At 56.1% G+C, this 25,685-nt stretch carries 24 protein-coding genes and 2 pseudogenes; 24 read left to right on the top strand and 2 right to left on the bottom strand.

Annotated elements, in window-relative coordinates:
* Positions 1-162: pseudogene (locus B3V69_RS01920) on the top strand (signal recognition particle protein); the annotation flags it as partial.
* A 66-nt stretch (positions 163-228) separates the two neighbouring features.
* Here B3V69_RS01920 and miaB read toward each other — a convergent pair.
* Both miaB and B3V69_RS01910 read right to left on the bottom strand, forming a co-directional pair.
* Entirely contained in the window at positions 229-1,572 is a 1,344-nt protein-coding gene (gene miaB / locus B3V69_RS01915; protein ID WP_296443266.1) for a tRNA (N6-isopentenyl adenosine(37)-C2)-methylthiotransferase MiaB, read from the bottom strand.
* Positions 1,573-1,676: 104 nt separating this feature from the next.
* Entirely contained in the window at positions 1,677-2,138 is a 462-nt protein-coding gene (locus B3V69_RS01910; protein WP_296443265.1) for a hypothetical protein, read from the bottom strand.
* A 252-nt stretch (positions 2,139-2,390) separates the two neighbouring features.
* Between B3V69_RS01910 and uppS the strand changes: the two genes are divergently transcribed.
* The 23 genes and pseudogenes from uppS to rfbB all read left to right on the top strand — a co-directional run.
* Entirely contained in the window at positions 2,391-3,134 is a 744-nt protein-coding gene (uppS, locus tag B3V69_RS01905; RefSeq protein ID WP_296443264.1) for a polyprenyl diphosphate synthase, read from the top strand.
* A 41-nt stretch (positions 3,135-3,175) separates the two neighbouring features.
* On the top strand, positions 3,176-5,524 hold the full coding sequence (locus tag B3V69_RS01900) for a polysaccharide biosynthesis/export family protein (RefSeq protein ID WP_296443262.1): 2,349 nt from the start codon (positions 3,176-3,178) through the stop codon (positions 5,522-5,524).
* A 72-nt stretch (positions 5,525-5,596) separates the two neighbouring features.
* Positions 5,597-5,845: a FitA-like ribbon-helix-helix domain-containing protein gene (locus B3V69_RS01895; RefSeq protein ID WP_296443261.1), complete on the top strand. Its 249-nt coding sequence runs from the start codon at positions 5,597-5,599 to the stop codon at positions 5,843-5,845.
* Complete coding sequence (locus B3V69_RS01890) at positions 5,842-6,264, top strand: type II toxin-antitoxin system VapC family toxin (RefSeq protein WP_296443259.1); 423 nt, start codon at positions 5,842-5,844, stop codon at positions 6,262-6,264. Before B3V69_RS01895 ends, B3V69_RS01890 begins: the two co-directional genes overlap by 4 nt.
* A gap of 143 nt (positions 6,265-6,407) precedes the next feature.
* Positions 6,408-6,674, top strand: coding sequence for a KilA-N domain-containing protein (locus B3V69_RS01885; RefSeq protein ID WP_296443257.1), 267 nt, complete (start codon positions 6,408-6,410; stop codon positions 6,672-6,674).
* Positions 6,667-6,801, top strand: coding sequence for a hypothetical protein (locus B3V69_RS01880; RefSeq protein ID WP_296443255.1), 135 nt, complete (start codon positions 6,667-6,669; stop codon positions 6,799-6,801). Before B3V69_RS01885 ends, B3V69_RS01880 begins: the two co-directional genes overlap by 8 nt.
* 4 nt (positions 6,802-6,805) lie before the next feature.
* Positions 6,806-7,081: a DUF2442 domain-containing protein gene (locus B3V69_RS01875; protein WP_296443253.1), complete on the top strand. Its 276-nt coding sequence runs from the start codon at positions 6,806-6,808 to the stop codon at positions 7,079-7,081.
* Positions 7,082-7,147: 66 nt separating this feature from the next.
* On the top strand, positions 7,148-8,335 hold the full coding sequence (locus tag B3V69_RS01870; protein ID WP_296443251.1) for a Wzz/FepE/Etk N-terminal domain-containing protein: 1,188 nt from the start codon (positions 7,148-7,150) through the stop codon (positions 8,333-8,335).
* Between the two features lie 19 nt (positions 8,336-8,354).
* The gene (wecB, locus tag B3V69_RS01865; protein WP_349679192.1) at positions 8,355-9,506 is read left to right on the top strand and encodes a non-hydrolyzing UDP-N-acetylglucosamine 2-epimerase; all 1,152 of its coding nucleotides are present in this window, start codon (positions 8,355-8,357) and stop codon (positions 9,504-9,506) included.
* Positions 9,507-9,555: 49 nt separating this feature from the next.
* Entirely contained in the window at positions 9,556-10,842 is a 1,287-nt protein-coding gene (wecC, locus tag B3V69_RS01860; protein ID WP_296443250.1) for a UDP-N-acetyl-D-mannosamine dehydrogenase, read from the top strand.
* Positions 10,843-10,883: 41 nt separating this feature from the next.
* Positions 10,884-12,125, top strand: coding sequence for an oligosaccharide flippase family protein (locus B3V69_RS01855; protein WP_296443249.1), 1,242 nt, complete (start codon positions 10,884-10,886; stop codon positions 12,123-12,125).
* Between the two features lie 87 nt (positions 12,126-12,212).
* Entirely contained in the window at positions 12,213-13,544 is a 1,332-nt protein-coding gene (locus B3V69_RS01850) for an O-antigen polymerase (RefSeq protein ID WP_296443247.1), read from the top strand.
* A 49-nt stretch (positions 13,545-13,593) separates the two neighbouring features.
* The gene (locus B3V69_RS01845; RefSeq protein ID WP_296443246.1) at positions 13,594-14,418 is read left to right on the top strand and encodes a glycosyltransferase family 2 protein; all 825 of its coding nucleotides are present in this window, start codon (positions 13,594-13,596) and stop codon (positions 14,416-14,418) included.
* Between the two features lie 59 nt (positions 14,419-14,477).
* Complete coding sequence (locus B3V69_RS01840) at positions 14,478-15,611, top strand: N-acetyl sugar amidotransferase (protein WP_296443244.1); 1,134 nt, start codon at positions 14,478-14,480, stop codon at positions 15,609-15,611.
* Positions 15,608-16,222 (top strand): imidazole glycerol phosphate synthase subunit HisH, encoded by a 615-nt coding sequence (gene hisH, locus B3V69_RS01835; protein WP_296443243.1) that lies wholly within the window; start codon positions 15,608-15,610, stop codon positions 16,220-16,222. The genes B3V69_RS01840 and hisH overlap by 4 nt, the downstream gene beginning before the upstream one ends.
* A gap of 2 nt (positions 16,223-16,224) precedes the next feature.
* Positions 16,225-16,977, top strand: a complete 753-nt coding sequence (locus B3V69_RS01830) for an AglZ/HisF2 family acetamidino modification protein (protein ID WP_296443241.1) — start codon at positions 16,225-16,227, stop codon at positions 16,975-16,977.
* A 17-nt stretch (positions 16,978-16,994) separates the two neighbouring features.
* The gene (locus B3V69_RS01825) at positions 16,995-19,130 is read left to right on the top strand and encodes a bi-domain-containing oxidoreductase (RefSeq protein ID WP_296443239.1); all 2,136 of its coding nucleotides are present in this window, start codon (positions 16,995-16,997) and stop codon (positions 19,128-19,130) included.
* 170 nt (positions 19,131-19,300) lie between these two features.
* The gene (locus B3V69_RS01820) at positions 19,301-20,962 is read left to right on the top strand and encodes a heparinase II/III family protein (protein WP_296443237.1); all 1,662 of its coding nucleotides are present in this window, start codon (positions 19,301-19,303) and stop codon (positions 20,960-20,962) included.
* A complete protein-coding gene (locus B3V69_RS01815) occupies positions 20,959-22,176 on the top strand; it encodes a glycosyltransferase family 4 protein (RefSeq protein WP_296443235.1) in 1,218 nt (405 codons plus the stop codon). The genes B3V69_RS01820 and B3V69_RS01815 overlap by 4 nt, the downstream gene beginning before the upstream one ends.
* A complete protein-coding gene (locus B3V69_RS01810) occupies positions 22,173-22,766 on the top strand; it encodes a sugar transferase (RefSeq protein WP_296443234.1) in 594 nt (197 codons plus the stop codon). Before B3V69_RS01815 ends, B3V69_RS01810 begins: the two co-directional genes overlap by 4 nt.
* Before the next feature lie 25 nt (positions 22,767-22,791).
* Positions 22,792-23,451, top strand: a complete 660-nt coding sequence (locus B3V69_RS01805) for an acetyltransferase (RefSeq protein ID WP_296443232.1) — start codon at positions 22,792-22,794, stop codon at positions 23,449-23,451.
* Positions 23,452-23,470: 19 nt separating this feature from the next.
* Positions 23,471-24,685: a DegT/DnrJ/EryC1/StrS family aminotransferase gene (locus B3V69_RS01800; RefSeq protein ID WP_296443229.1), complete on the top strand. Its 1,215-nt coding sequence runs from the start codon at positions 23,471-23,473 to the stop codon at positions 24,683-24,685.
* 95 nt (positions 24,686-24,780) lie between these two features.
* Positions 24,781-25,685, top strand: a pseudogene (gene rfbB, locus B3V69_RS01795) (dTDP-glucose 4,6-dehydratase); the annotation flags it as partial.

Genomic DNA, 25,685 nt, shown 5'->3' with positions numbered 1-25,685 from the left:
CGCATCGCCACCGGCGCCGGCGTCCAGGTTCAGGAAGTGAACCGCCTGCTCAACGAGTTCGAGCAGATGCAGGACATGATGAAGAAGATGAAGGGCGGCGGCATGATGAAAATGATGAAGCGCATGGGCGGCATGAAAGGCATGCCGAAAATGCCTTTCTGAACCTCCGTCCCCAACGGATCTATATATATTTTAGGCCTCTAGCCCCCGTCGCTATTACGCAAGCAGCTATCTAACTGATAGCAGATTGCCGCGCAGCGAATAAGAGCGCGTCTCGCTAATTGTCACGTCCACCAGCTTGCCCGCCAGGTCCGGCTGTCCGATGAAGTTGACCACCCGGTTGCACTCGGTGCGGCCCATCAGCTCGGCTGCGTCGCGTTTGGACGGGCCTTCCACCAAAATGCGCTGCACCGTGCCCAGGCGGCTCTCAGAGATGCGCTTGATGCTGTCGTTGATGACGGCTTGCAGATGCTGCAGGCGGCGCAGTTTGACCTCATGCGGCGTGTCGTCATGCAGGTTGGCGGCCGGCGTGCCGGGGCGCGGGCTGAAGATGAAGCTGAAGGAGTTGTCAAAGCCCACGTCGTCAATCAGTTTCATCATCTTGCCGAAATCGTCTTCGGTCTCGCCCGGAAAGCCGACGATGAAATCGCTGCTGATCGCCATCTCGGGCCGGATGGCGCGCAGCTTGCGCACGGTGGATTTGTATTCCATGGCGGTGTAGCCGCGCTTCATGGCCATCAATATGCGGTCCGAGCCATGTTGCACCGGCAAGTGCAGATGGCTCACCAGCTTGGGGATTTTCTCGTAGGCGGCAATGAGGGAAGGCGTGAACTCATTCGGGTGGCTGGTCATGTAGCGAATGCGCTCAATGCCGGGAATCTCGGCCACGTACTCGATCAGGGTCGCAAAGTCGGCGGTCTCTCCCGACGGCGACGCCGCGTCGCCCGCCATTCGGGCGCGGTAGGCGTTCACGTTCTGGCCCAAGAGCGTGACCTCTTTCACGCCCTGGTCCGCCAGCCCCGCCACCTCCACCAGCACATCCTCAAACGGGCGCGAAACCTCTTCGCCCCGGGTGTAGGGCACGACGCAGTAGCTGCAGTATTTGGAACAGCCTTCCATGATGCTGACGAAGGCGGTGGCGCCCTCCACCCGCGCCGGTGGTAAGTGGTCAAACTTCTCGATCTCGGGAAAGCTGATGTCCACTTGCGAGCGGTTCTGGCGCTCACGCTCGACGAGCATCTGCGGCAGGCGGTGTAGGGTTTGCGGGCCAAACACCACATCCACATAGGGTGCTCGCTCGATGATCGCAGCGCCTTCCTGGCTGGCCACGCAACCGCCCACACCGATCAAAACCCCTTTTTTCTTCAAGTGCCGGACGCGGCCCAGATCAGAAAACACCTTTTCCTGCGCCTTCTCCCGTACCGAGCAGGTGTTGAACAAAATCAAATCCGCCTCGTCCACGTTGTCGGTCGGCTCATAGCCTTGTGCGGCGTTCAACACGTCGGCCATCTTGCCCGAGTCGTACTCGTTCATCTGGCAGCCAAAGGTTTTGATAAAGACTTTTTTGCTCATGGGGTGTTTCAATTTTATTGCTATTGTTTAAATAGCGAGCTATGCAGTGGATTCGAGGGCTACAGCCTCGTTTTTCATATGGCCGAGGCGCGGTGGCGCCCCGGCTACTGCTTGGGGTATTTGGGCAGCTGGTTGAACGGGGTTTTCCCGTCGTCGGTTTTGGGCTTGTCGGCGTCGGAGCCAAAAACGAAATTCGTCACCGGCTCCATGCCGGCGCGCGGCTCCTGGGCTTCCTGCGGACTCAGAATCCACACCTCATGAATCAGCCCTTGCGCATTGCGTACATAGTTGACCAGCACGCTGGAGCCCACCAGCGCGGCCGACATCACCGTCATGTTGGTGACGCCCTTGATGCGGGCGCCGGGAGAGAGCCGCTCGGAGGTGCCGTTGATCAGCACCTCGGGCGGCGCCGTCACCACCAGCATGCCGCGCTTGGCGGCTGGCGGAAACTGGCGCAGCATGGTTTGGGCCATGGCGGGGGAGGGGCTGTTGCTTGCCGCCCAGACCAGGACCATGGCCAGCACGGTCAAAAAGCGGACGAGCGTCATTGGCGGGCAGCGGTTCATGGTATTCATCCAGAGGCTGTAAGTTGGAGGGGTGCCCTTGGGAAAGGGCGTGCCGAAGTGTACCCCGGGGCTCAAATGGTGTTGCGAGCAATGGGAGTCTGACCCCCAATTGACCTTGGGGGTTTTCCACAAATGGTCACCCAAGTACAATGCCGTTCTATAAAAACCAGCTAACTGGTCGAAAGCAGGGCGCTCGTGGGAGGCCTTTTTTTATTCATTGCAGAAATTCAAGTAGCCGAGAGGCCCCAGCCAGTGACCATCGCCCAGTTTCCGGTTATCAAACCCATTCCCCAGCACGTTGCCATCATCATGGATGGCAATCGTCGTTGGGCCAAGCAGTTCGGCTTGCCAGCGGCATTGGGTCATGCCAGTGGGGCGCGGCGCGTGCGCAGCATCGTGCAGGGCTGTGCTGACCGCGGGGTGCGCTTTCTCACCCTGTTTGCCTTCAGCACCGAAAACTGGCAACGCCCGCAAGACGAAGTGTCCAGCCTGATGGGTTTGCTGGCGCTCTACCTGAAAAAAGAAGTGAACGACATGAACGCCAAAGGCGTGCGCCTGCGGGTGGTCGGCGACATTTCCGGTTTCGATGCCAAGATTCAGGCCCTGATCCGTAGTGCCCAGGAAAAAACCGCCCACAACGACGCCATCACGCTTTCTATCGCGGTCAACTATGGCGGTCGCTGGGATGTGGTTCAAGCCGTCAAGTCGTGGCAGGCGGCCCACCCTGATCAATCTGTTGACGCGCTGAACGAGGCCGACCTGTCCGCCCACCTCGGCCTGTCTTACGCACCGAACCCTGACCTGCTCATCCGCACCGGCGGCGAGTCGCGCGTCAGCAATTTCATGCTGTGGCAACTTGCCTATACCGAATTGTTTTTCACAGACGTGTTGTGGCCCAGTTTTACAGTGGATGGGCTTGACGAAGCCATTCGCTGGTACGGCTCCCTGGACCGCCGGTTTGGTGGCGCCAGTTCTCTTTCTGCCATTGCGGTTTAAATCAAGGTTCAAGTTATTCCATGTTATTGCCCCGATTGCCCATGTTGAAGTCACCTTTGAAATCATTTTGTCTGCGAGCGATGCAGGCTGCGCTGGCTCTGTCACTCAGCGCCGGCCTGCAGGCCCAAACGGCGGCGACTGCTTTTGGTGGCGCTGCCGCAGCGCCAGCCAGTGCCGTCACCACGGATGCCGCTGCACCTGCTGCCGCAACACCCGCCGCCGCACGCGCAAGTGCCCTGCAGCAATCCATACAACAGCAAGCCGCAGCGCAAGAGGCCACCAAAGCTGGCGCCGATGCCCCTGGCCCCGAGGCGGCGCGTGCGCGTCCACCGGCCCGCGTGTCCGGGCCCAACCAGTTTCAGCGTTTTGTGCAAGAGACCACCGGCCGCTTGCTGCCCATGTATGGCCGCGACCTCTTTGACACCCCGCAAGCCTACGCTGCGGACAGCGCCCTGCCCGCACCGGCCGACTACGTGTTGGGCGCTGGCGATGAGGTGCGCTTGCAGGTCTGGGGTCCGGTGGACTTCAACACCAGCCTGACGATTGACCGCAATGGTCAGGTGAACATTCCCAAGGTCGGCGTGGTCACCCTGGCTGGCGTGGCGGTGCGTGATCTTGAAGCCACCTTGCGCAGCCATTTGGGCAAAGTCTTCACCAACTTCCAGGCCAACGCCACCATGGGTCGTTTGCGCGGCATCCAGGTGTATGTGGTCGGCCAGGCGCGGCAGCCCGGCACCTTTCAGTTGTCCAGCCTCAGCACCCTGGTCAATGCCCTGTTCGCCAGCGGTGGCCCCAGCGCCAATGGCTCCATGCGCAATATCGAGCTCAAGCGCGCGGGCAAGACCGTCAGCACCCTTGACCTGTATGACTTCATCGCGCGCGGCGACAAATCCCATGATCTGCCCTTGATGTCGGGCGACGTCATCGTCATCCCTCCCGTGGGTCCGCGCGTGGCGGTCACTGGCGCCTTTGACCAAGCCGCTATTTACGAACTTAAAACCGGCGCCACCAGCGTGGCCGACATCCTGTCCTTGGGCGGCGGCGTGCCGGCCCTGGCCACCACGCAAAAAGCGCTGTTGGAGCGCATCACGCGCGAGAGCAATCCGCCCCGTCAGGTGCAAGAAATCGTGCTCAATGAGCAAGGCCTGCGCCAGCCCCTGCACGATGGTGACGTGCTCACCCTGCTGGGCATCAGCCCGGCCTTTGCCAACGCCGTGACACTACAGGGCACCGTGGCGGCGCCGCTGCGCTACCGCTGGTTTGAAGGCATGAAAATCCTGGATTTGATTCCCGAGCGTGATGCGCTCATCACCGGCGATTACTACAAGCGCAAAAACCTGCTGGTGCAAAACACAGACGTGGCACGCGAAGCCGGTAGCAATGTTGCCACCCGCATCCGGGGCCTCTCAGACCAGATCAACTGGGACTATGCCGTCATCGAGCGCATGGACCGCAACAAACTCAGCAACGAGCTCATCCCCTTCAACCTGGGCAAGGCCGTGCTGCAACGCGACCCCGCCTACAACCTGCCACTGCAAGCCGGTGACGTGGTCACCATCCTGAGCCAAAACGATCTGCGCCTGCCGCAAGACCGCCAGAGCCGCCTGGTGCGCGTGGAAGGCGAAGTTGCCGCCCCCGGCGTGTACCAAACATTACCCGGCGAAACCCTGCCCCAGCTGCTCAGGCGTATTGGCGGCCTCACACCACAGGCCTATGTGTTCGGCACCGAGCTCAACCGCGAATCGGTGCGCACGCGCCAGCAAGAAAACCTCGACACCCTCATTCACAAGCTAGAGGCGCAGTCGCAAGCGCAAACCAGCAGCTTCATCGCCAACAAAGGGGCAGACAATGCGGCCCAGGCCCAACTGCTGCAGCAACAGCAAGCGCTGCAACTCAAGAGCCAGATTGACCGGCTCAAGTCCTTCAAGAGCAATGGCCGCCTGGCCCTGGAGCTGGACCCGCAAGCCCAAACCCTGGCCGCCTTGCCCGCCCTGCCGCTTGAAGACGGCGACCACATTCTTGTTCCCGCCGTGCCAGGCTTTGTATCGGCGTTTGGTTCCGTCAACAACGAAAACGTGTTTATCTACAAGTCGGGCAAGACCGTGGCTGACGTTCTCAAGTCTGCCGGCTTGACCGAAGACGCCGAGCCCGACCAGGCCTTTGTGCTGCGCGCGGATGGCAGCATCGTGGCGCGGCGCGACCACAGCGGGCTGTTTGGCGGTGGTTTTGAATCCATCCAGGTCATGCCCGGTGACACCGTGGTGGTGCCCGCGCAGATTGACCGCGAGAGCCGCTACAACATGGTGACCCGCGCATTCAAGGACTGGACGCAAATCCTCTCCAACTTCGGCCTGGGTGTCGCCGCCATCAACTCCATCAGCAAGCTGTAAAGTCTTGAGCAGGCACGGTTAATTGTGATATCGTGATATCATTTGCTTCTCATCCAACTTTGGAGTTGTCTTATGGCGCAAGTTATCGTTCGTAACATTGAAGACGACGTGAAGGCTGGCTTAAAAGCGCGCGCTGCCCAGCACGGCTGGAGCATGGAAGAAGAGGTTCGCCAGATCTTGCGCCGTGCCGTCAGTGAAGAAGCGCAGACACGACCCAAGCTCGGTTCGCGCATCGCTGCGCGCTTTGCTGGCGCAGGCCTGAACGAACCCCTGGCTGAACTGCATGGGCAAACCATTGAACCCATGGCCCTCGGCGCATGATCATTCTGGATACCAACGTCTTGTCTGCCTTGATGCAGCTGCAACCCGACCCGCAGGTGGTGGCTTGGCTGGACGACCAGCCCGCCGAATCTGTCTGGCTCAACAGCATCACCCTGTTTGAAGCCCGCTACGGCATGGCCTTGTTGGCATCAGGCCAGCGTAAGAGCTTGTTGCAAGAACGCTTTGATGAGCTCCTGCAAGACGATCTGCAAAACCGCGTGCTGCAGTTCGATGCCAGCGCCGCCACCCACGCGGCCCTTCTTGCCGCTGACCGCAAAAGCCGTGGCCGCCCCATGGACATGCGCGACACCTTCATTGCCGGTATTGCTTTGGCGCGTCGCGCCACCCTGGCCACGCGCAACACGCGGCACTTTGACGACTTGTCTGTTCCGGTCGTCAATCCTTGGGCAGAGAAATGACCTACTCCGCCCTTAAAGCCAGCATCGCATCCCTAGTAGCCTTTTTCAACACGCCCCGGCCACTGGGAGACTCTTGAGTGAAAGCAGCCTCTAGCCCCCGTCCAATATGCGCAAGAAGCTATCAAAATAATAGTAACTAACTCATGGTGAATAACAAAATCCTGATGGTGCAAAGCGTGCCCGTCACCATCATCAAACAATCGGACGCAGATTTCATCTCGCTAACCGACATGGTGCGCGAAAGTGAAAGTGGCTCGGCTGTTATTGACAACTGGTTGCGTAATAAAAACACGTTTGAGTTTTTGTCGGTCTGGGAAGAAATCTACATTAAAAAAGTTGCTGGGCTCATCCGCTTCACCATGTCCGTCAAGCAGTGGCCCATGAATACGAACGGGGGCGGTCATGCCTGAAATCAGTCGTTTTTTGGCACTGGGCTTGGTTATGGAATGGGCCACTTTGCATCAAGATGACTTGATGGCCGATTGGGTTCTTGCGCGGGATAATGCCGAACTCAAGCCTGTTGATCCTCTGGAGTAGAACCATGTTTCTGATTGATGTCATCCGTGTTCAACCTTTGCCCAATCGCAATTTGGATCTTACTTTTGAAAATGGATTTCACGGCATTGTCGAAATGGATCGGATAGTCAAAAACTACACCGGCGTTTTTGCGCCGCTGCTGCAAGACGAATACTTCAGACAAGTCACGGTAAACACAGAACTTGGCACCGTTGTCTGGCCAAACGGTGCCGACCTGTGCCCAGACGTTTTGTATTCACAAGCAACGGGCATACCTGTTACCACTTCAGAGAATTTCTGAAAGAAATCAGCCTCTAGCCCCCGTCCAATATGCGCAAGCAGCTATCAAAATAATAGTAACTAACCCATGACTCAAAACAACGAGCGCGACGAACGCGAAGACGACGACGAAATCAGCCTGCTGGACCTGCTGCAGGTCGTGGTCGACAACCTGCGCCTGCTGGTGCTGGCGCCTTTGGCCGCTGGCCTGCTGGCGCTGGGCATTACCTTCGCCATACCGCCCACCTTCACCGCCACCACCAAATTCATGCCGCCCCAGCAGCAGCAAAGCGGGGCTGCCGCCATGCTGGCAGGCTTGGGCGCTTTAGGTGGTTTGGCTGGCGCGGCCGGTGGCCTGAAGAACCCGGCTGACCAATACGTGGCCTTTCTCAAAAGCCGCAGCGTGCAAGACGCACTGATCGACCGCTTCAAGTTGACCGAGCGCTATGAGACCAAATTCCGCGAAGATGCCCGCAAAACATTGGACGGCAATGCCCAAATCGCCAGCGGCAAAGACGGCTTGATCACCATCGACGCCAGCGACAAAGACCCCGCCTTTGCCGCCCAACTGGCCAACGGCTATGTGGAAGAGCTAGGCCACCTGCTCAATCGGCTGGCCGTCACCGAAGCTCAACAACGCCGCGTCTTCTTCGAAAAACAGCTGAGCAACGCCAAAGACAACCTGGTCAAGGCCGAGCAGGCCCTCAAGTCCAGTGGCGTCAACAGCAGTGCTCTCAAAGCCAGCCCCGGGGCGGCGGTAGAAGCATTGGCCAAACTCAAGGCCGGCATCACCGCGCAAGAAATCAAGCTCGCCAGCATGCGCGGCTACCTCACCGAATCCGCACCCGACTTCAAACAGGCCCAAACCGAGTTGTCGGCCATGCGCGGCCAGATGGCCCGTGCTGAAAAAGAAGAACCTGCCGCGGCCGGTGCCAACAGTGGCGACAGCGACTACATCGCCAAATTCCGCGACTTCAAATACCACGAGACCTTGTTCGAGTTGTTCGCCAAACAATACGAGATTGCCCGCGTAGACGAAAGCCGCGAAGGCGCCATCATCCAAGTAGTGGATGCCGCCCAGCCACCTGACCGCAAAAGCAAGCCCCAAAACGCGGTTATAGCCATCTTGACCACGCTGTCAGTCGGCATCTTGCTTCTGCTTTACGTATTCATTCGTCATTCTTTGGATACCGCTGACCAAACGCGAGAATCCGCAAAAAAACTAGCCCAATTGCGCGCCTCGTTCAGGCACGCTATCGGACGCGGAGCCGTTTGAGTCAAGAATAATGAATCCCATGGAAGACCGTATCAAAGTTCTCACTGTCTTCGGCACCCGACCCGAAGCCATCAAAATGGCCCCGCTCGCCCTGGCCTTGGCCGCAGATGAGCGGTTTGAGGCAAAACTCTGCGTCACCGCCCAGCACCGCGAGATGCTGGACCAAGTGCTGCACCTGTTTGCTATCCAGCCAGACTTTGACCTCAACATCATGAAGCCGGGTCAAGACCTGACGGACGTAACTACTGCCATCTTGCAGGGCATGAAAGGTGTGTTCAGCCAGTTCAAGCCCGACATCGTGCTGGTGCATGGGGACACCGCCACCACCTTTGCCACCAGCCTGGCCGCGTATTACCAGCAGATACCCGTGGCCCATGTAGAGGCCGGGCTGCGCACCGGCAACCTGTATTCACCCTGGCCCGAAGAAGGCAACCGCAAGCTCACGGGCGCATTGGCGGCGGTGCACTTCGCCCCCACTGATACCTCCAGCCAAAACCTGCAACACGAGGGTGTGCCCGCCAGCAGCATCGTCGTCACCGGCAACACCGTTATTGATGCTTTGCTAGAAGTTGTCAACAAACTCAAGACCGATGAATCCCTGCAGCAGCGCTTTGCCCGGCAATTTTCCTTCTTGGCCCCCGAGCGGCGCATCGTGCTTGTCACCGGTCACCGCCGCGAAAGCTTTGGCAATGGGTTTGAACGCATCTGTCAGGCGCTGGCCGACACCGCCCAGGCATTTCCGGACGTGGACGTCGTCTACCCCGTGCACCTCAACCCCAATGTGCGCGAGCCCGTCAACCGCCTATTGGCTGGAATTGCCAACATTCACCTCATCGAACCGCAGGACTATCTGCCCTTTGTGTACCTCATGAACCGTGCCCACATCATTTTGACCGACTCCGGCGGCATACAAGAAGAAGCCCCGTCGTTGGGCAAGCCCGTGCTGGTAATGCGCGACACCACAGAGCGCCCCGAGGCCGTGCAGGCAGGCACAGTGAAGCTGATCGGCACCACGGTGGCCGCCATCACCCAACACTTGCGCACCCTGCTAACCGACAACGCCGCCTACAACAGCATGGCCTTCGCCCACAACCCCTACGGCGACGGCCGCGCCTGCCAACGCATACTGCAATCGCTAGCAGCTTTTGTAGGGTCGACTTCAGTCGATTAGGCAGACTAAAGTCTGCCCTACAAGAACCCAAAATATCATCACCTCAGTCATGAACTACAAAACCATTTCTATCATCGGTCTAGGCTACATCGGCCTGCCCACCGCCGCCGTCTTTGCCAGCCGCAAGATCAAAGTGATTGGTGTTGACATCAACCAAACAGCCGTGGACACCATAAACCGCGGCCAGATCCACATCGTGGAGCCCGATTTGGACATGGTGGTGCAAGCCGCAGTATCCGCAGGTTACCTGCGTGCAACTACCAAGCCTGAGCCAGCCGACGCATTTTTAATAGCCGTGCCCACACCCTTCAAGGCAGACCACAATGGCGACCACGAGCCAGACCTGTGCTACATTGAAGCCGCCAGCCGGGCAATAGCTCCCGTGCTCAAACAAGGTGACTTGGTCATCCTTGAATCCACCTCGCCCGTTGGGACTACCGAGCAAATGGCCGCCTGGCTGGCTGCCGCCCGGCCAGACCTGACATTCCCCCAAACGCATGGTGAGACATCAGATATTCGCGTGGCCTACTGCCCAGAGCGCGTCCTACCGGGCCACGTGCTGCGCGAACTGATGCAAAATGACCGCGTCATTGGAGGCGTGACACCCAAATGCTCTGAAGCCGCAGCCCAACTGTACAAAATATTTGTGCAAGGCGAATGCGTCATCACCAGCGCCCGTACCGCCGAAATGTGCAAGCTGACCGAAAACAGTTTCCGCGACGTGAACATTGCCTTTGCCAACGAGTTGTCCATCATCTGCGACAAACTGGACATCAACGTGTGGGAACTCATCAAGCTGGCCAATCGACACCCGCGCGTCAACATCCTGCAACCAGGCCCCGGAGTGGGTGGGCACTGCATTGCCGTGGATCCATGGTTCATAGTGAGCCAGACGCCAGACCAGGCCCGCCTGATCCGCACCGCCCGTGAAGTCAACGACAGCAAGCCGGAATGGGTAATTGACAAGGTGAAACTAGCCGTGGCCGACTACTTGCAAGCCAACCCAAACAAAACGGCTAAAGATGTGACTATTGCCTGCTTTGGTCTGGCCTTCAAGCCTGACATTGACGATCTACGCGAAAGCCCTGCCCTGGCAATTGCGCTTGCGGTTGCACAAAAGAACTGGGGACGCGTCTTATTGGTTGAGCCACATATCCTCGGTCTCCCCCAAGCTTTTGAAGATATCCCCAATGTAGGCCTAGCTACGGCAGAAGAAGGCGTCACCACAGCCAACATCCTCGTATTGCTTGTTGATCATCGTGAATTTATTGACATGAGCCAGAAGTTCGCTGAGCACGTTTGCGTGATCGACACCCGTGGCATCCTCAATAGCTGACTCGGGCCAGCCGCTAATAAAAGAAAAATTTTAAGGTTTCATTGAAGCATAAGCTCGTCAATCTGACAGCACTGGCAACGATACAGATATCGAATGCCGTGTTGCCACTCGTGATTTTTCCCTTTGCTTTGGGAGTGGTTGGGTCCGACCTTTACGCAAAGATTGTACTTTCCGAGGCGCTGTCACTATTTCTTCTTGCAATCGTGCTTTATAGCTTCGAAGTTGACGGTGTAGTCCAAGTAGTGGGGCTGGACCCGAAGGTCGATGCCAAGCAGATTTCACATATATTCAGTGGCATCACTTATCTGCGTCTGTCGCTATTCATATGCTGTGCTCCCATATTCATCCTTGTTGCGCTGTTGATTGACAAGAAACTGGTTGTGCTCGCCCTCTTCTGGGCACTCGTTCCGCTCAGTTATGCCATCCAGCCAAACTGGCTCTATCAGGGCCTTGAGCGGAATACGCCAGTAGCCATAATTACGGTGCTAAGCCGCATATGCATATTATTCGTAGTATTGAATGCCGTGGATGGTCAAGCTGATTACCTTCTTGTACCGCTCGCTATTGGCGGATTTTACCTAATAGGGGCGATATGTTCGCTGCTATATGCGATGCATCAATTCGGCATTCGGTTCGTCGGCGTTTCTGCGACACAACTCAAACAGATGTTGTGGTCAGGTAAAGATGTATTTCTGGGTAATTTGAGTGTCACCCTATATCGCGACGTCAACGTAATTATCCTCAGCGCATTAGGTAGCCTGGGAGCAGGCATTGCTGCCTATTCGATGGCGGAAAAACTGGTCAAGGCAATTCAAGCTTCAATACGACCGTTAAATCAACTCTTTTTCCCGAAGGCTATCCGTGTTGCCCGGACTGCAGGGTCCCCGGGGCGGCCAGTCTTTCATGCACTTCTTAAATTGACATGGCCTCAACTAGCGGTATTGGCTGTATTACTACTTGTCTTGGTGCTTGGTTATCTAACCATAGGACATAATATTACTTGGGTGCAACGCATTGAGAATGCTGACTATGTCGCTTCTCTGGTTCTGTTAATGAGCGCTGGCACTTTCTTTGGAGTTTCTAACTTTATGTTTGGTAGCGCCGGATTGAATGCGCTCGGTGAACGACGTTATTTGTTTATCGCCATTCTGAGCACCGGACTCATTAGCCTTGCAATCAGTACTCTGCTAGCTTCAGTCGCCGGGCCGCTTGGCGCCGCTATCAGTTTTGTCTTGGCGGAAGCTATATTACTGGCAATCATCACAAGAAGATACTTCCAGTGAATTTAAATAAACATTTGACGTGGCTGATGACTCACCATAAGTCTTATCCGCGGCGCGTGAACAACGTCCAACGTTCAAGCTGAAAACATGGCAGAAAAACTGTTAGCGATCCTATTCAGCCTGCTGATTCTGGTGCAAGCCGGTCTCGTGCGCCGACTGGTCGGCACTTGGATATTTCCTGCCTGTTTGTTCGGTTTGTTTTGGTTTGCCCTAACTTTCATTCCGCTAGTCGTTCTATTTTCGGTTCCGATAGAGTGGACGGCGGTCGCCTATATATTCTTGTGCTGCCTTTTGTTCTCTGCAACAGCTCTTAGCATCGACTGGCACAAGGCTTATGCAGTAAATAGAAAGCGAAGCAATCGATCGAACTTCGGCGGGTCTTTTATGCGCCTGGCATTTTTTGGGACAACTTTACTCACCCTTTTATTCTTAGTAATAAACACGGCGGCACAGGGCTTTTCTCTAAATGATATTGTTTTCGACATAATGCAAACAGCCAATTCCTATATTGCGCGCCGATATAATGATGAACTTGATGTAAATTTATTTGGCAAGCTTAGCGTGGTGTTTACATACACATCGGCGATTATTGGAGGAATGTACTATAACGACCGACCTCAGAAGGTACGAGGATCAATTATATTATTACTTGTTTTGGTACCTTCTGCTGCAGTGATGGTCATTCAAGGTGCAAAAGGGACACTCTTCCTTGCAATCGCATATTTTATCGCGGGAGTTTTGATTAGCAAAATACGAAAGAATGATCTTACATTCATACGAAAAGAGAATGTTGTAACAATATTAATATATATTCTGCTTATTATTCCTGTGCTGACAATGTCTTTTTTGGCGCGCGGTCTTTTTGAATCAGACGATCTCGTAGTCATCAAAACAGAACTCACGAGGTCTTTTTTATCATATTCATCGGCACACATGTATGCGTTTTCGGACTGGTTTTCACACCTAATGTTTGGCGAGTCGGTTGTGAATTACTCTGATGATTTTAGTGAGTATGGATTTCATACATTCATGTCCATTTTCAAGTTATTTGGCAGCGATAAGTATGTACCTGCTGGATATTATGATGAATATTTTTATTACGGCGAAATAATTCAGACAAATATTTTTACAATGTTTCGTGGTCTGATTTATGATTTTGGATTAATTGGATCTCTTGCGTTTATGATTGGATTTGGACTATTCTGTCATGTTTCATTTTTTCAGCTATTGGTTTCGCCAAACCCGACCGTATCCGCCTCTGTTTTTGCGCATCTAATTGGGTTTATTTACACTTCCTTCCTGATTAGTCAGTTTGTTTGGAATAGCATCTATGTTACTTTTATTTTAATAATAATATTGGTTTATATTAACAATTATTTAAATAAAATAATTGGTCCAACTGATATATCTCTTGCGTAAGCATTCTCCTACTGCTGAGAAAATTTCTCATCATTCTTTCCGAGTTAAAATGAAAATAGGTTACGTCTGTACCAACTTTAATAACAGCGTCTTTACGCTGAAGGCAATTCGTACATTGCTGAGCAATAAAGATCACGATTACCAGATTGTTGTCGTCGACAATAATTCTAATCTTGACGATGTTGCGCTGCTGCGGGAAATGGCGTCACAATTTTCTTGTTTGCGGTTAATACTAAATGGTGAGAATATTGGATATTTTCGCGGCTTGAATCTTGGAATATCACAGTTACGCATTGAACATTCAGATATAGACTGGATGGTTGTTGGTAATAACGACCTGGAGTTTCCATCGGACTTTGCTGACAACTTGTCCGCATATGCGTCACGCCTGAGGGCTCACGCGGTAGTTTCCCCCGATGTCATCACCGTTGACGGACAGCACCAGAATCCGCACGTCATTGCCAATATCAGTACCATCCGCGAGATTTTCTACGATCTCTATTACGCGAATTACTATGTCGGATTACTGATTCACAAATTGGCAATGATGTTTCACGTTGTGTCCGACCGCGCAGATGAAGAACAGTGGCAAGTCGCTCAACCAATTAGTCAGGGACACGGATCCTGCTATCTACTCGGCCCCCGCTTCTTTGAACAGTTTAAAGAGCTCTGGGCTCCAACGTTTTTAATGTCAGAGGAATTTTTTCTAAGCAAACAACTAGGCGATGTCGGGCAGCAAGTTTATTATGAGCCCGCTATCCAAGTTGTACACCATTGGCATGCTTCGCTGGCCAAGCTTCCTAGTAAGCAACGATGGTTGTTCGCTAGGGACGCTCACCGCGTCTATCGAAAATATGTCAAGATTTTTCGCTGAAAATCAATGCCATATTAGCCGGCATAGTTATTTATGAAGAAAAGCGATGGAGTACTTAAATGAAAAATTATCAAGTTTGTAGCAGTTGTGTGATGGATACAAGCGATACTCAGATCGTCTTCGACGAACTAGGTGTTTGTGACCATTGCAGCGGATTCAAAAGTGACGTCTTGCCCAATTGGCATCCCAATGACACTGGCAAGGCACTGTTCCGTGAGATGGTCGGGAAAATAAAACAGGCCGGCAAGGGTAAACCTTTTGACTGCATTATGGGAATGAGCGGTGGGCTGGACAGTTCATATTTGCTGCATCTTGCTGTCAAAGAGTTTGATCTTCGTCCGTTGGTGTTTCACGTTGATGGGGGCTGGAATACAGATCTTGCAGTTAACAACATTCAGATGCTGGTGGACAAGCTTGGGTTGGATTTGTACACTGAAGTAATTAACTGGCAGGAGATGCGAGACTTCCAGCTATCTTTCTTCAAGTCTGGGGTGCCGCATCTTGACATTCCTCAGGATCATGCATTTGTAGCTACGCTGTACCACTTTGCGAACAAGCACAACATCAAGTACATCGTCAACGGGGGCAACTTTGCCACCGAATGCGTTCGCAACCCCAAAGATTGGCTTTACTACGGCACAGACATGGCGCAGTTGCGTGATATTCATGGGCAGTTTGGTACGCGGCCGCTTGACACCTACCCTTTCAGCAGCGTTCTGTTCCACAAGGTCTATCTCCGCTACATCAAAGGGGTGCAAGTGGTCAAGCCGCTTAACTATCTGCCTTACACCAAAGAGAACGCTTCGCAAGTTCTATCTGAGTTGTATGGCTGGCGTCCCTATCCGCAAAAACACTTCGAGTCACGCTTCACCCGTTTCTATGAAGGCTATTGGCTACCAACCCGCTTTGGCTATGACACGCGGCGTGTGCAATATTCGAGTTTGATTCTTACTGGGCAGATGACCCGTGAAGAAGCCCTGGCCAAGCTTGAAAAACCAGCTTATGACCCTGAAACTATTGACGAGGACTTTGCGTATATTGCCTCCAAGTTGGGTATCAGTGTTGAGGAATTGCGTGGCTACCACCAGATGCCATTAAAAACTTACAAAGATTATAAAAATCAGGAATGGATGTTTGATCTGGGTGCCAAAGTACTGAAACTGCTGGGTGTTGAAAGGTCGGTTAAGCGATGATCGCCATTATTGACTATGGCTCTGGCAACATTGCGGCTATCGCTAACATTTACAAGCAGCTCAAGGTGCCCTATGTCATTACCAATGACTTGGGTGAATTGGCAAAGGCTGACAGGTACGTCTTGCCAGGCGTCGGGGCCTTTGATGCCACCATGCGCTATTTGAATGACTCGGGCATGGTGGCAACCCTGAATGAGCAAGTGTTGGTGCGAAAGAAGAAAGTCTTGGGCATCTGTGTGGGTATGCAGGTGTTGGCTGAGTCGAGTGACGAAGGTTCACTTGCAGGCTTGGGGTGGGTTCGAGGGCGTGTTCGTCAAATTGACGCGAGTTTGATTCCCGCTAACCCCAAGTTACCGCACATGGGTTGGAATTCTATTGTGCCCAAGGCTGATGCTGCCTTATTTGTCGGGGTAGATATTCAGCAGGGTTTTTATTTCTTGCATAGTTATTATTTTGATGCAACTGATCCCGATGATGTGGTTGCAACGGTGCAGTATGGCAAAGAATTACCCTGTGCCGTAGCGCATGCCAATGTGTTTGGTATGCAGTTTCATCCTGAAAAGAGTCACGCCAATGGTGTGGCTGTTTTTCGTAACTTTGCGGAGCTTTAGCCATGCTTCGCTCCAGAATTATTCCGTGTTTGCTGTTGCACGATGGCGGCTTGGTCAAAACAAGGCAGTTCAAAGATGCCAAATACGTGGGTGATCCGCTCAATGCCGTCAAGATTTTTAACGAGAAAGAAGTTGATGAGCTGATGCTGATTGACATTGATGCCACTGCACACGCTCAGACACCAAATTTTGCATTATTGAAGGGCTTGGCCGTCGAGTCCAGAATGCCCTTGGGTTATGGGGGTGGCGTTACCACTGCGCAGCAGGCAACCCAGATTATCGCTTCAGGCTTTGAAAAGGTGTCTATCAGTGCAGCGGCGCTAGCCCGGCCTAGATTGATTCGTGAAATGGCTGAGGCCGTAGGCGCACAGAGTGTGGTGGTGACGCTGGATGTCCGAAAGAACAAATTGTTACCGGGGTACACCATTTACACACGCAACGGCACTGAGAAACAGAAGGCAAACCTGTTGGAGTTTTGCCAACAGGCCGTTGAACTGGGCGCGGGTGAAATTGTGATCAACAGCATTGATCGGGACGGCGAGATGGCTGGCTATGACCTGGAGCTTGCCAAGCTGGTCCGTAAGACTGTGAGCTCGCCCGTCACCATGCTGGGCGGTGCAGGTAATAGCACCCACATGCAGGAGTTGATTGACGCGGTGGGCGTAGTGGGCGCGGCGGCGGGCAGCATGTTTGTGTTTAAAGGGCCTTATCGCGCGGTGCTTATCAATTACGCGCGGCCCAGTCGTCTAGTTTGAGTTTTTTTGGAATAGTAATGAAACAAATATTGCAGGATATGGGCCAAGGGGCTACTTATGTGAGCGAGGCGCCCGCACCGGTTGCGTCCAGGGATTCGCTGTTGATTGCCAGCACGGTGAGTTTGATCTCCGCCGGCACCGAACGCATGTTGGTAGGCTTTGGCAAAGCCTCCTATCTGGACAAAGCCCGCCAGCAGCCTGAGAAGGTCAAGATGGTGCTTGAAAAGGTGGCCACCGATGGGCTGATGACCACCATAGAGGCGGTGCAGTCCAAGCTGGCGCAGCCGCTGCCGCTGGGCTACTGCAACGTGGGCGTGGTGGCTGAGGTGGGCTCGGGGGTGGACGGATTCAAGGTGGGTGACCGCGTCATGTCCAACGGCCCTCATGCCGATATGGTCAAGGTGCCCAAAAACCTGTGCGCCCGCATTCCAGACGGGGTGGACGACGAGTCTGCCGCGTTCGTGGTGGTGGCCAGTATTGGGCTACAGGGCATTCGACTGGCTCAGCCGACGCTGGGAGAGGCTTTTGTCGTCACCGGGGTGGGTTTGATTGGCTTGCTGACCTTGCAGTTGCTGCGCGCCCAGGGTTGCCGCGTGTTGGCCATTGACTTTGATGAAAGCAAATTGGCCCTGGCCCGCCAGTTTGGTGCTGCCACTTGCAACCCCGGCGCGGGTGAAGACCCGGTGGCCGCAGGCATGGCGCTTAGCCGGGGCCAAGGAGTGGACGGTGTGATCATTACCGCGTCGACCAAGTCCAGTGACCCCGTCACACAGGCGGCGCGCATGTGCCGCAAGCGCGGGCGTATTGTGCTGGTGGGAGTGACCGGGCTGGAGCTGAACCGGGCTGACTTTTATGAAAAAGAGCTGAGCTTTCAGGTGAGCTGTTCTTACGGGCCGGGGCGCTACGACCCCAATTACGAGGACAAGGGGCAAGACTACCCGGTGGGCTTTGTCCGCTGGACCGAGCAGCGCAACTTTGAGGCTGTTTTGGACATGCTGGCCAGCGGGCATTTGGATGTGAAACCGCTCATTACCCACCGCTTTGCGTTTGAAGACGCACCGCAGGCCTACCAGATGCTCACCCAAGACAAGAGTGGACTGGGCTTTTTGCTGCAATACACCTCGCCGGTGGCCAAGCGAGCCGTTCGTAACGTGACCCTGGCATCTGGCGCCCGGTTTGACGCGCAGCGCCCGGTGTTGGGCTTTGTTGGCGCAGGCAACTATGCCTCACGCATGTTGATTCCGGCGTTCAAGGTGGCGGGGGCGCAGTTTCACACCATCGTTACGGCGGGCGGCATCAATGGCGTGATTCATGGTGAAAAGGCGGGCTTTGCCGAGGCTTCCACCGACATGGCCGCCATGCTGGCCAACGCGACGATCAACACAGTGGCTATCGTGACCCGCCACGACACGCACGCCCGCTTTGTGGCGCAGGCGCTGCAGGCTGGAAAAAACGTGTTTGTGGAGAAGCCCCTGGCCATTCACCACGCAGAGTTGGCCGATGTGCAGGCGGCTTATGCACTGGCGCATATTGCCGGTCAAGGGCCGCAGCTGATGGTCGGCTTTAACCGCCGTTTTTCGCCACAGGTGCAAAAGATGAAAGCCTTGCTGCAGGCTGTGAAAGAGCCCAAGTCGTTCATCATGACCATGAACGCTGGCGCGATTCCCCCCAACCATTGGACGCAAGACAACGCGGTGGGGGGGGGGCGAATTATTGGCGAGGCTTGTCACTTTATCGACCTGATGCGTTTTTTGGCGGGATGCCCCATTGTGTCGGTGCAGGCGCGCCGCATGGGCGATGCGCCGGGGGTGCTCATTACCGAAGACAAGGCGAGTATTACCCTGGGCTTTGAAGACGGCTCGTTTGGCACCATCATGTACCTGGCCAATGGCGCGGCCAGTTTCCCCAAAGAGCGGGTAGAGGTGTTTGCTGCCGGGCGCGTGCTGCAGTTGGACAACTTTCGCAAGCTCAAGGGCCACGGCTGGCCGGGCTTTAGCAAGCTGAACTTGTGGAAGCAAGACAAGGGCCAAAACGCCTGTGCGGCGGCTTTCTTGAAGGCTGTAGAAAAAGGCGCGCCCGCCATTCCGGTGGAAGAGATTTTTGAAGTAGCGCGTGTCACCATCGATGTGGCGGAGCAGTTGCGCAAGCAATGACCGGGATTACGTCAAAAGTTAGCACAGCGCTAGCGCTGGGTTTGCCCAACATTGCGCGGGCGGCGTCGTACCGCGTGGGCGTCAAGCTGGGCTTGAACCCGGTACGTCGGTTGAAAGCTGCCGTGCCGAAGGGGCCATTTTTCCAGGCAACAACGTTAGGTGTGGTGCACGTGCCGCTCGTTTCGGGGTGGCAGACGGTGGCGCACTTGTTCTGCCGCTGGCCGTTCACCGTGACTGCCGCTCCGCCGGACTGGTTGGCTAACCCGTTTACGGGCCAACGCGTGGCCGCGCCGGAGCGCGGCTGGTGGCAGATACCGGACTTTGACCCAGCCGTGGGCGACATCAAGCTCATTTGGGAGCTGTCGCGAATGGACTGGGTGCTGGCATTCGCCCAGCGCGCCCGCAATGGCGATGGCGAAGCGCGGGCACGACTGAACGATTGGCTGGCCGACTGGTGCATGCACAACCCACCTTACCGTGGCCCGAACTGGAAGTGTGGGCAAGAAGCGTCCATACGGGTCATGCACTTGGCCATGGCTGCGATGATTTCGGGGCAGGTTCAACAGCCCACGCCCGGTCTGCGTGACTTGGTGCACCTGCATTTGCAGCGCATTGCGCCCACCATGCAATACGCCGTGGCGCAAGACAACAACCACGGCACTTCGGAAGCCGCGGCGCTGTTCATTGGTGGCAGCTGGCTGGCTGCATTGGGTATGCCGGAGGGCGCTCGGTGGCAACAAATCGGTCGCCGTTGGTTGGAAGATCGCGCTGCCCGGCTGATCGGGGCGGATGGCAGCTTTAGTCAGTATTCGCTGAACTACCACCGCGTGATGCTCGACACTTTTTGCATGGTCGAGGTTTGGCGCCGGCACATGGCGTTGCCAACATTTTCCGGGCGTTGGCAAGAGCGCGCGCTGGCGGCCACGCAGTGGCTCCACAGCATGGTTAGTCCCCTCAATGGCGACGGTCCTAATCTGGGCGCGAATGACGGCGCCCGACTGTTGCAGTTGACCGATAGCGCTTATCGCGATTGCCGACCCAGCGTGCAACTGGCCATGGCTTTGTTTGCCGACCAACGTGCTTATCCGCAAGACGGCCCCTGGAACCACGCGTTGCAGTGGCTGGGCGTGCCAAGTCCGCAGGCGCTCGCCCCGCAACCGGGCAACCGCGCAGCAGACGACGGTGGCTTTGCCGTGCTGCGACGCGGGGCGGCCATGGCCATGCTGCGCTATCCTCGCTTTCGTTTTCGCCCCAGCCAGGCCGATGCACTGCACCTTGACCTTTGGCTGTCCGGCGACAACCTGCTGCGCGATGCTGGCTCCTACAGCTACAACACCGAGCCAAAGTGGCTGAACTACTTTGGCGGTACGGCCAGCCACAACACCGTGCAGTTTGATGACCGCGACCAGATGCCACGCTTGAGTCGTTTTCTTTTTGGCGACTGGCTCAAGACCTCGTTTATCGAGCCGCTGATGCAAGAGGCGCAGGCGACGCATTTTGCCGCCGGCTACCGCGATGGCCACCGAGCTAGCCACCAGCGCCGCATCAACTTGCGCGACTCGCACCTGCAGGTGGTGGACGAGGTGGCGGGCTTTGCGCGCAAGGCCGTGCTGCGCTGGCGCGTGGCGCCGGGAAGCTGGCGATTGGAAGGTCAGCGCCTGATGAATGGTGCGCATGTGCTGACGGTGCAAGCAAGCATGCCCATCGTTCGCTGCGAATTGGTAGAAGGCTGGGAGTCGCGCCATTACCTTGAAAAAACCCCCTTGCCCGTGCTGGAAATTGAAGTTCAGCAGCCGGGCACCTTGACTACGGAGTACCGCTGGGCAGTATGAAGGTTCTTTATTTTCATCAACATTTTTCAACGCCCAAGGGCTCGGTCGGCATCCGCTCTTACGAAATGGCGCGCCGACTGCTGTCGCGCGGCCATCACGTCACCATGGTGTGTGGCAGTTATGGTGGGGGTGAAACTGGGCTGATCATGCCTTTTGCGAGGGGGCGGCGGCGCGGCTTGGTGGACGGAATCGAGATCATCGAATTCGACTTGGCCTATTCCAATAGCGACGGTTTGTTTAGACGTGCCCTCACATTCCTGAAGTTTGCTGCTCACAGCATCCGCTTGGCGTTCACCGAGCGGTATGACGTTCTGTTTGCTACCACCACGCCGCTCACGGCGGGTATTCCGGGTATTTTTGCGCGCTGGTTGCGCGGCAAGCCGTTTGTGTTTGAGGTGCGCGACCTGTGGCCCGAGTTGCCACGGGCCATGGGTGTAATCAAGAACCCGGTGGTGCTTTGGGCCATGGGTGTGCTGGAGTGGGCCAGTTACCGCTCGGCGCACCGGGTCATTGGCTTGTCGCCGGGCATTGTGGAGGGTATTGCGCACCGGGGCGTGCCGCGTGAGCGCATAGCGCTGGTGCCCAACGGGTGTGACTTAGGCATATTTTCAAACACTGTGGAACCGTGGCGACCCGCGCAAGTGCGGGCGACTGATTTGCTGGCTGTGTTTGCAGGCACGCACGGCATGGCCAACGGGCTGGAGGCCGTGCTGGATGCCGCTGCTGAACTCAAGCGCCGGGGCCGCGACGACATCAAGCTGCTGCTGATTGGCAGTGGCAAACTCAAACCCGGCCTGCAAGCGCGTGCGCAGCGCGAAGGTCTGAACAACGTGGTGTTTCATGACCCGGTTAACAAAGTGCGCCTTGCGGGCCTGATGGCCGCCACTGATGTTGGCATGCAGTGCCTGGCTAACGTGCCAGCCTTTTACTACGGCACGTCACCCAACAAATTTTTTGACTACATTGCTGCGGGCTTGCCAGTGCTGAATAACTACCCTGGCTGGCTAGCTGAGATGATTACCCAGCACCAATGCGGATTTGCGGTGCCGCCCGATAACCCTAACGCTTTTGCGGATGCGCTGGAACAAGCCGCCAGCGACCGCCCCGCCCTCAAGGCCATGGGCAAGCGTGGGCTTGTCTTAGCCCAAAAAGAGTTTGACCGCACGTTGCTGTCTGATCGGTGGGTTGATTGGGTGGAAGGGGCGCAACGATGAAACGCCTCTTTGACTTCCTTTTAGCCTCCCTGGCCTTGCTGCTCTTGTGTATTCCGCTCTTGTTTTTAACATGGCAGATCCGCCGCAAACTTGGCAGCCCGGTCTTCTTCCGCCAGACCCGCCCAGGCCTAAACGCCCAGCCGTTCAACATGGTCAAGTTCCGCACCATGACGGATGCCTGCGGATCAGACGGTCAGTTGCTGCCCGATGCTAATCGCCTGACTGCTTTTGGCCGCTTTCTGCGTGCCAGCAGCTTGGACGAATTGCCTGAACTGTGGAACGTGCTTAAGGGCGACATGAGCTTGGTCGGCCCGCGCCCGCTGTTGATGGAGTATTTGCCGCTGTACTCGCCCGCGCAGGCCCGCCGCCATGAGGTGCGCCCCGGCATTACGGGTTGGGCGCAGGTGAACGGCCGCAACGCGCTGAGTTGGGAAGATAAGTTCAAGTTGGATGTTTGGTATGTAGATCACCACACACTGTGGCTGGACATCAAAATCCTATGGCTGACCGTGCGCAAGGTGCTGGTGCGTGAGGGCATTAGCGCAGCGGGTGAGGCGACGATGAGCAAGTTCACGGGCGGTACGTCGTGAGCCAACCAATACAAGGAAGAAACGCATGAAACGGTTTGCTATTTTTGGTTCCAGCGGATTTGGTCGTGAAGTGTTGCCGTTAATGCGACAGCAGTTACGAGAGACCGAAGGGCAGCCTTGGGATCTGGTGTTTGTCGATGACAACCCGGCAGCAGCACAACTCAACGGCCATCGAGTGTTGACTTACGCGCAGTGGCTGGCCGAGCCAGCCGCGTCGCGCCACATCAGTCTGGCCATTGGCAGTAGCACGGTGCGTGAGAAGTTGGAGGCGCGTTGCGTCACCGACGGTGTGGCATTTTTTGAGGTGCGGGCCGCCAATGTAGTGGTGATGGACGAGGTGCAGATTGGCCCCGGGGCAGTGCTAAGCCCGTTTGTCACACTGACCAGCAACATTCGCATAGGCCAGCAATTCCACGCCAACCTGTACAGCTACGTGGCGCACGACTGCGTGATAGGTGACTTTGTGACCTTTGCCCCTGGCGTGCACTGCAATGGCAACGTGGTGGTAGAAGACCACGCCTACATTGGCACCGGCGCCATTCTGCGCCAGGGTAAGCCCGGCGATCCGCTGGTGATTGGTCGTGGCGCCGTCGTGGGCATGGGCGCAGTCGTTACCAAGAATGTGGCCCCCGGCATCACGGTGGTGGGCAACCCGGCGCGCGCAATGGAACCGCGCGTCAAATAACGTTTCGTTTGGAAATTAAATGCTGAATTCCCCTTTTTCTCCCTGGCCCAGTTTCACGATTGAAGAGGCCAATGCTGTTCGCGATGTGGTGCTGTCCAATAAAGTCAATTATTGGACCGGTACCGAATGCCGCGAATTTGAAAAGGAGTTCGCCACTTGGGCGGGCACCAGTCATGCCGTGGCTTTGTCCAATGGCACGCTGGCGCTGGATGTGGCGCTGAAGGCGCTGGGCATTGGTCCGGGCGACGAGGTGGTGGTGACGCCGCGCACCTTCATTGCCAGCGTTTCTTGTGTTGTGAATGCCGGGGCCACGCCGGTGTTTGCCGACGTGGAGGCAGACAGCGGCAATCTCTCTGCTGCCACCATTGCGAAGGTTCTGACGCCTGCTACCCGCGCCGTGATTTGCGTGCACCTGGCAGGCTGGCCGTGTGATATGGATCCGATCATGGCGTTGGCAGAAGAGCATGGCCTGAAGATCATTGAAGATTGCGCGCAAGCCCACGGCGCCCGCTACAAGGGCCGCAGTGTCGGGTCGATTGGTCACGCGGGTGCGTGGAGTTTTTGCCAGGACAAGATCATGAGCACCGGTGGCGAAGGCGGCATGGTGACGACTAATGACGAGGCCCTGTGGCGCGCCATGTGGGCCTACAAAGACCATGGCAAGAGTTACGCCGCCGTGTACGAGAAGCAACACCCCCCGGGCTTCAGATGGCTGCACGAGGACTTTGGTACCAATTGGCGCATGCTGGAAGTGCAGGCTGCCATTGGCCGTATTCAGCTGCGTCGCATGGCGGACTGGACAGCACAGCGAACTGCCAATGCCGAGGCCATCTGGGCAGCCTGCCGTCCCCACGCGGCGGTGCACGTACCTGCCTTCGGGTGCGATCGCGCCCAGTGTGACGCTGGCTGCCCTGCACGCAGCGACTGCGCCCATGCCCACTACAAATGCTATGTGTATGTGCAGCCCGACCACCTGGCCCCAGGCTGGACCCGTGACCGCATTGTGGAAGCCATCAACGCACAGGGCGTGCCGTGTTACCAGGGCTCATGCTCCGAGGTCTACCTGGAGAAAGCGTTTGACAACACCGGCTGGCGACCTGCGGAGCGTTTGCCAATGGCCCGCGAGTTGGGAGAAACGTCGCTGATGTTTTTGGTACATCCTACGCTGACCCAAGCGGAGATCGACAAGACTTGCGCGGTGATCGGGCAAGTGCTGGATGAAGCGAGTGCCTGAATTTGCAGACTATCGCTTTTCCCATCAAGGGGATAGCAGGCGGCTGAAGTATTGGTTGCAAGCAATGAAAAAATATAAATTGCTGGGAGTTTGACTTGATCCTTATTGCCGGCGGCGCCGGTTTCATTGGCGCCAATTTCGTTCTCGACTGGCTGGCTGGTTCGCAAAAGCATGTCATCAACCTCGACAAACTCACCTACGCAGGCAACCCCGAAACCCTGGCCAGCCTGCAAGGTGATGTGCGCCACATTTTCGTGCAGGGCGACATTGGCGACAGTGCATTGGTGACCCGATTGCTGACAGAGCACCAGCCCCGTGCCTTGATCAACTTCGCGGCCAAAAGCCATGTTGACCGCTCCACTCACGGCCCTGGCGACTTCATCCAGACCAACATCGTCGGCACGTTTCACCTGCTGGATGCGGTGCGCGGCTATTGGGCTGGCCTGCAGGGTGAAGCCAAGGCAGCCTTTCGCTTTCTGCATGTTTCCACCGACGAGGTATACCGCAGTTTGGGGCCAGGTGATGCAGCCTTTACCGAGACCCATCGGTACGAGCCCAATAGCCCCTACTCTGCCAGCAAGGCCGCCAGTGACCACTTGGTGCGCGCCTGGCACCACACCTACGGCCTGCCGGTTGTCACCACCAACTGCAGCAACAACTACGGGCCTTATCACTTTCCAGAAAAGCTCATCCCGCGGATGATCGTCAATGCCCTGGCCGGTAAGCCCTTGCCTGTCTATGGCGACGGGATGCAGGTGCGCGACTGGCTCTACGTCAAGGATCACTGCAGCGCCCATCCGCCGTGTGCTGGAGGCAGGCAGGCTGTGCCAGACCTACAACGTAGGCGGCTGGAACGAAAAGCCCAACATCGAGATCGTGCACACCGTCTGCGCGCTGCTGGACGAACTGCGACCCAGGGCCGATGGCAGCAGCTACAAGACCCAAATCACCTACGGGAAAGACCGCCCCGGTCACGACCGGGGCTATGCCATCGACGCGC

The sequence above is a fragment of the Rhodoferax sp. UBA5149 genome (assembly GCF_002413825.1).
GTDB lineage: Bacteria > Pseudomonadota > Gammaproteobacteria > Burkholderiales > Burkholderiaceae_C > Rhodoferax.
Note: the sequence above shows the minus strand (reverse complement) of the source record. Positions and strands in the feature narration are given on the sequence as shown.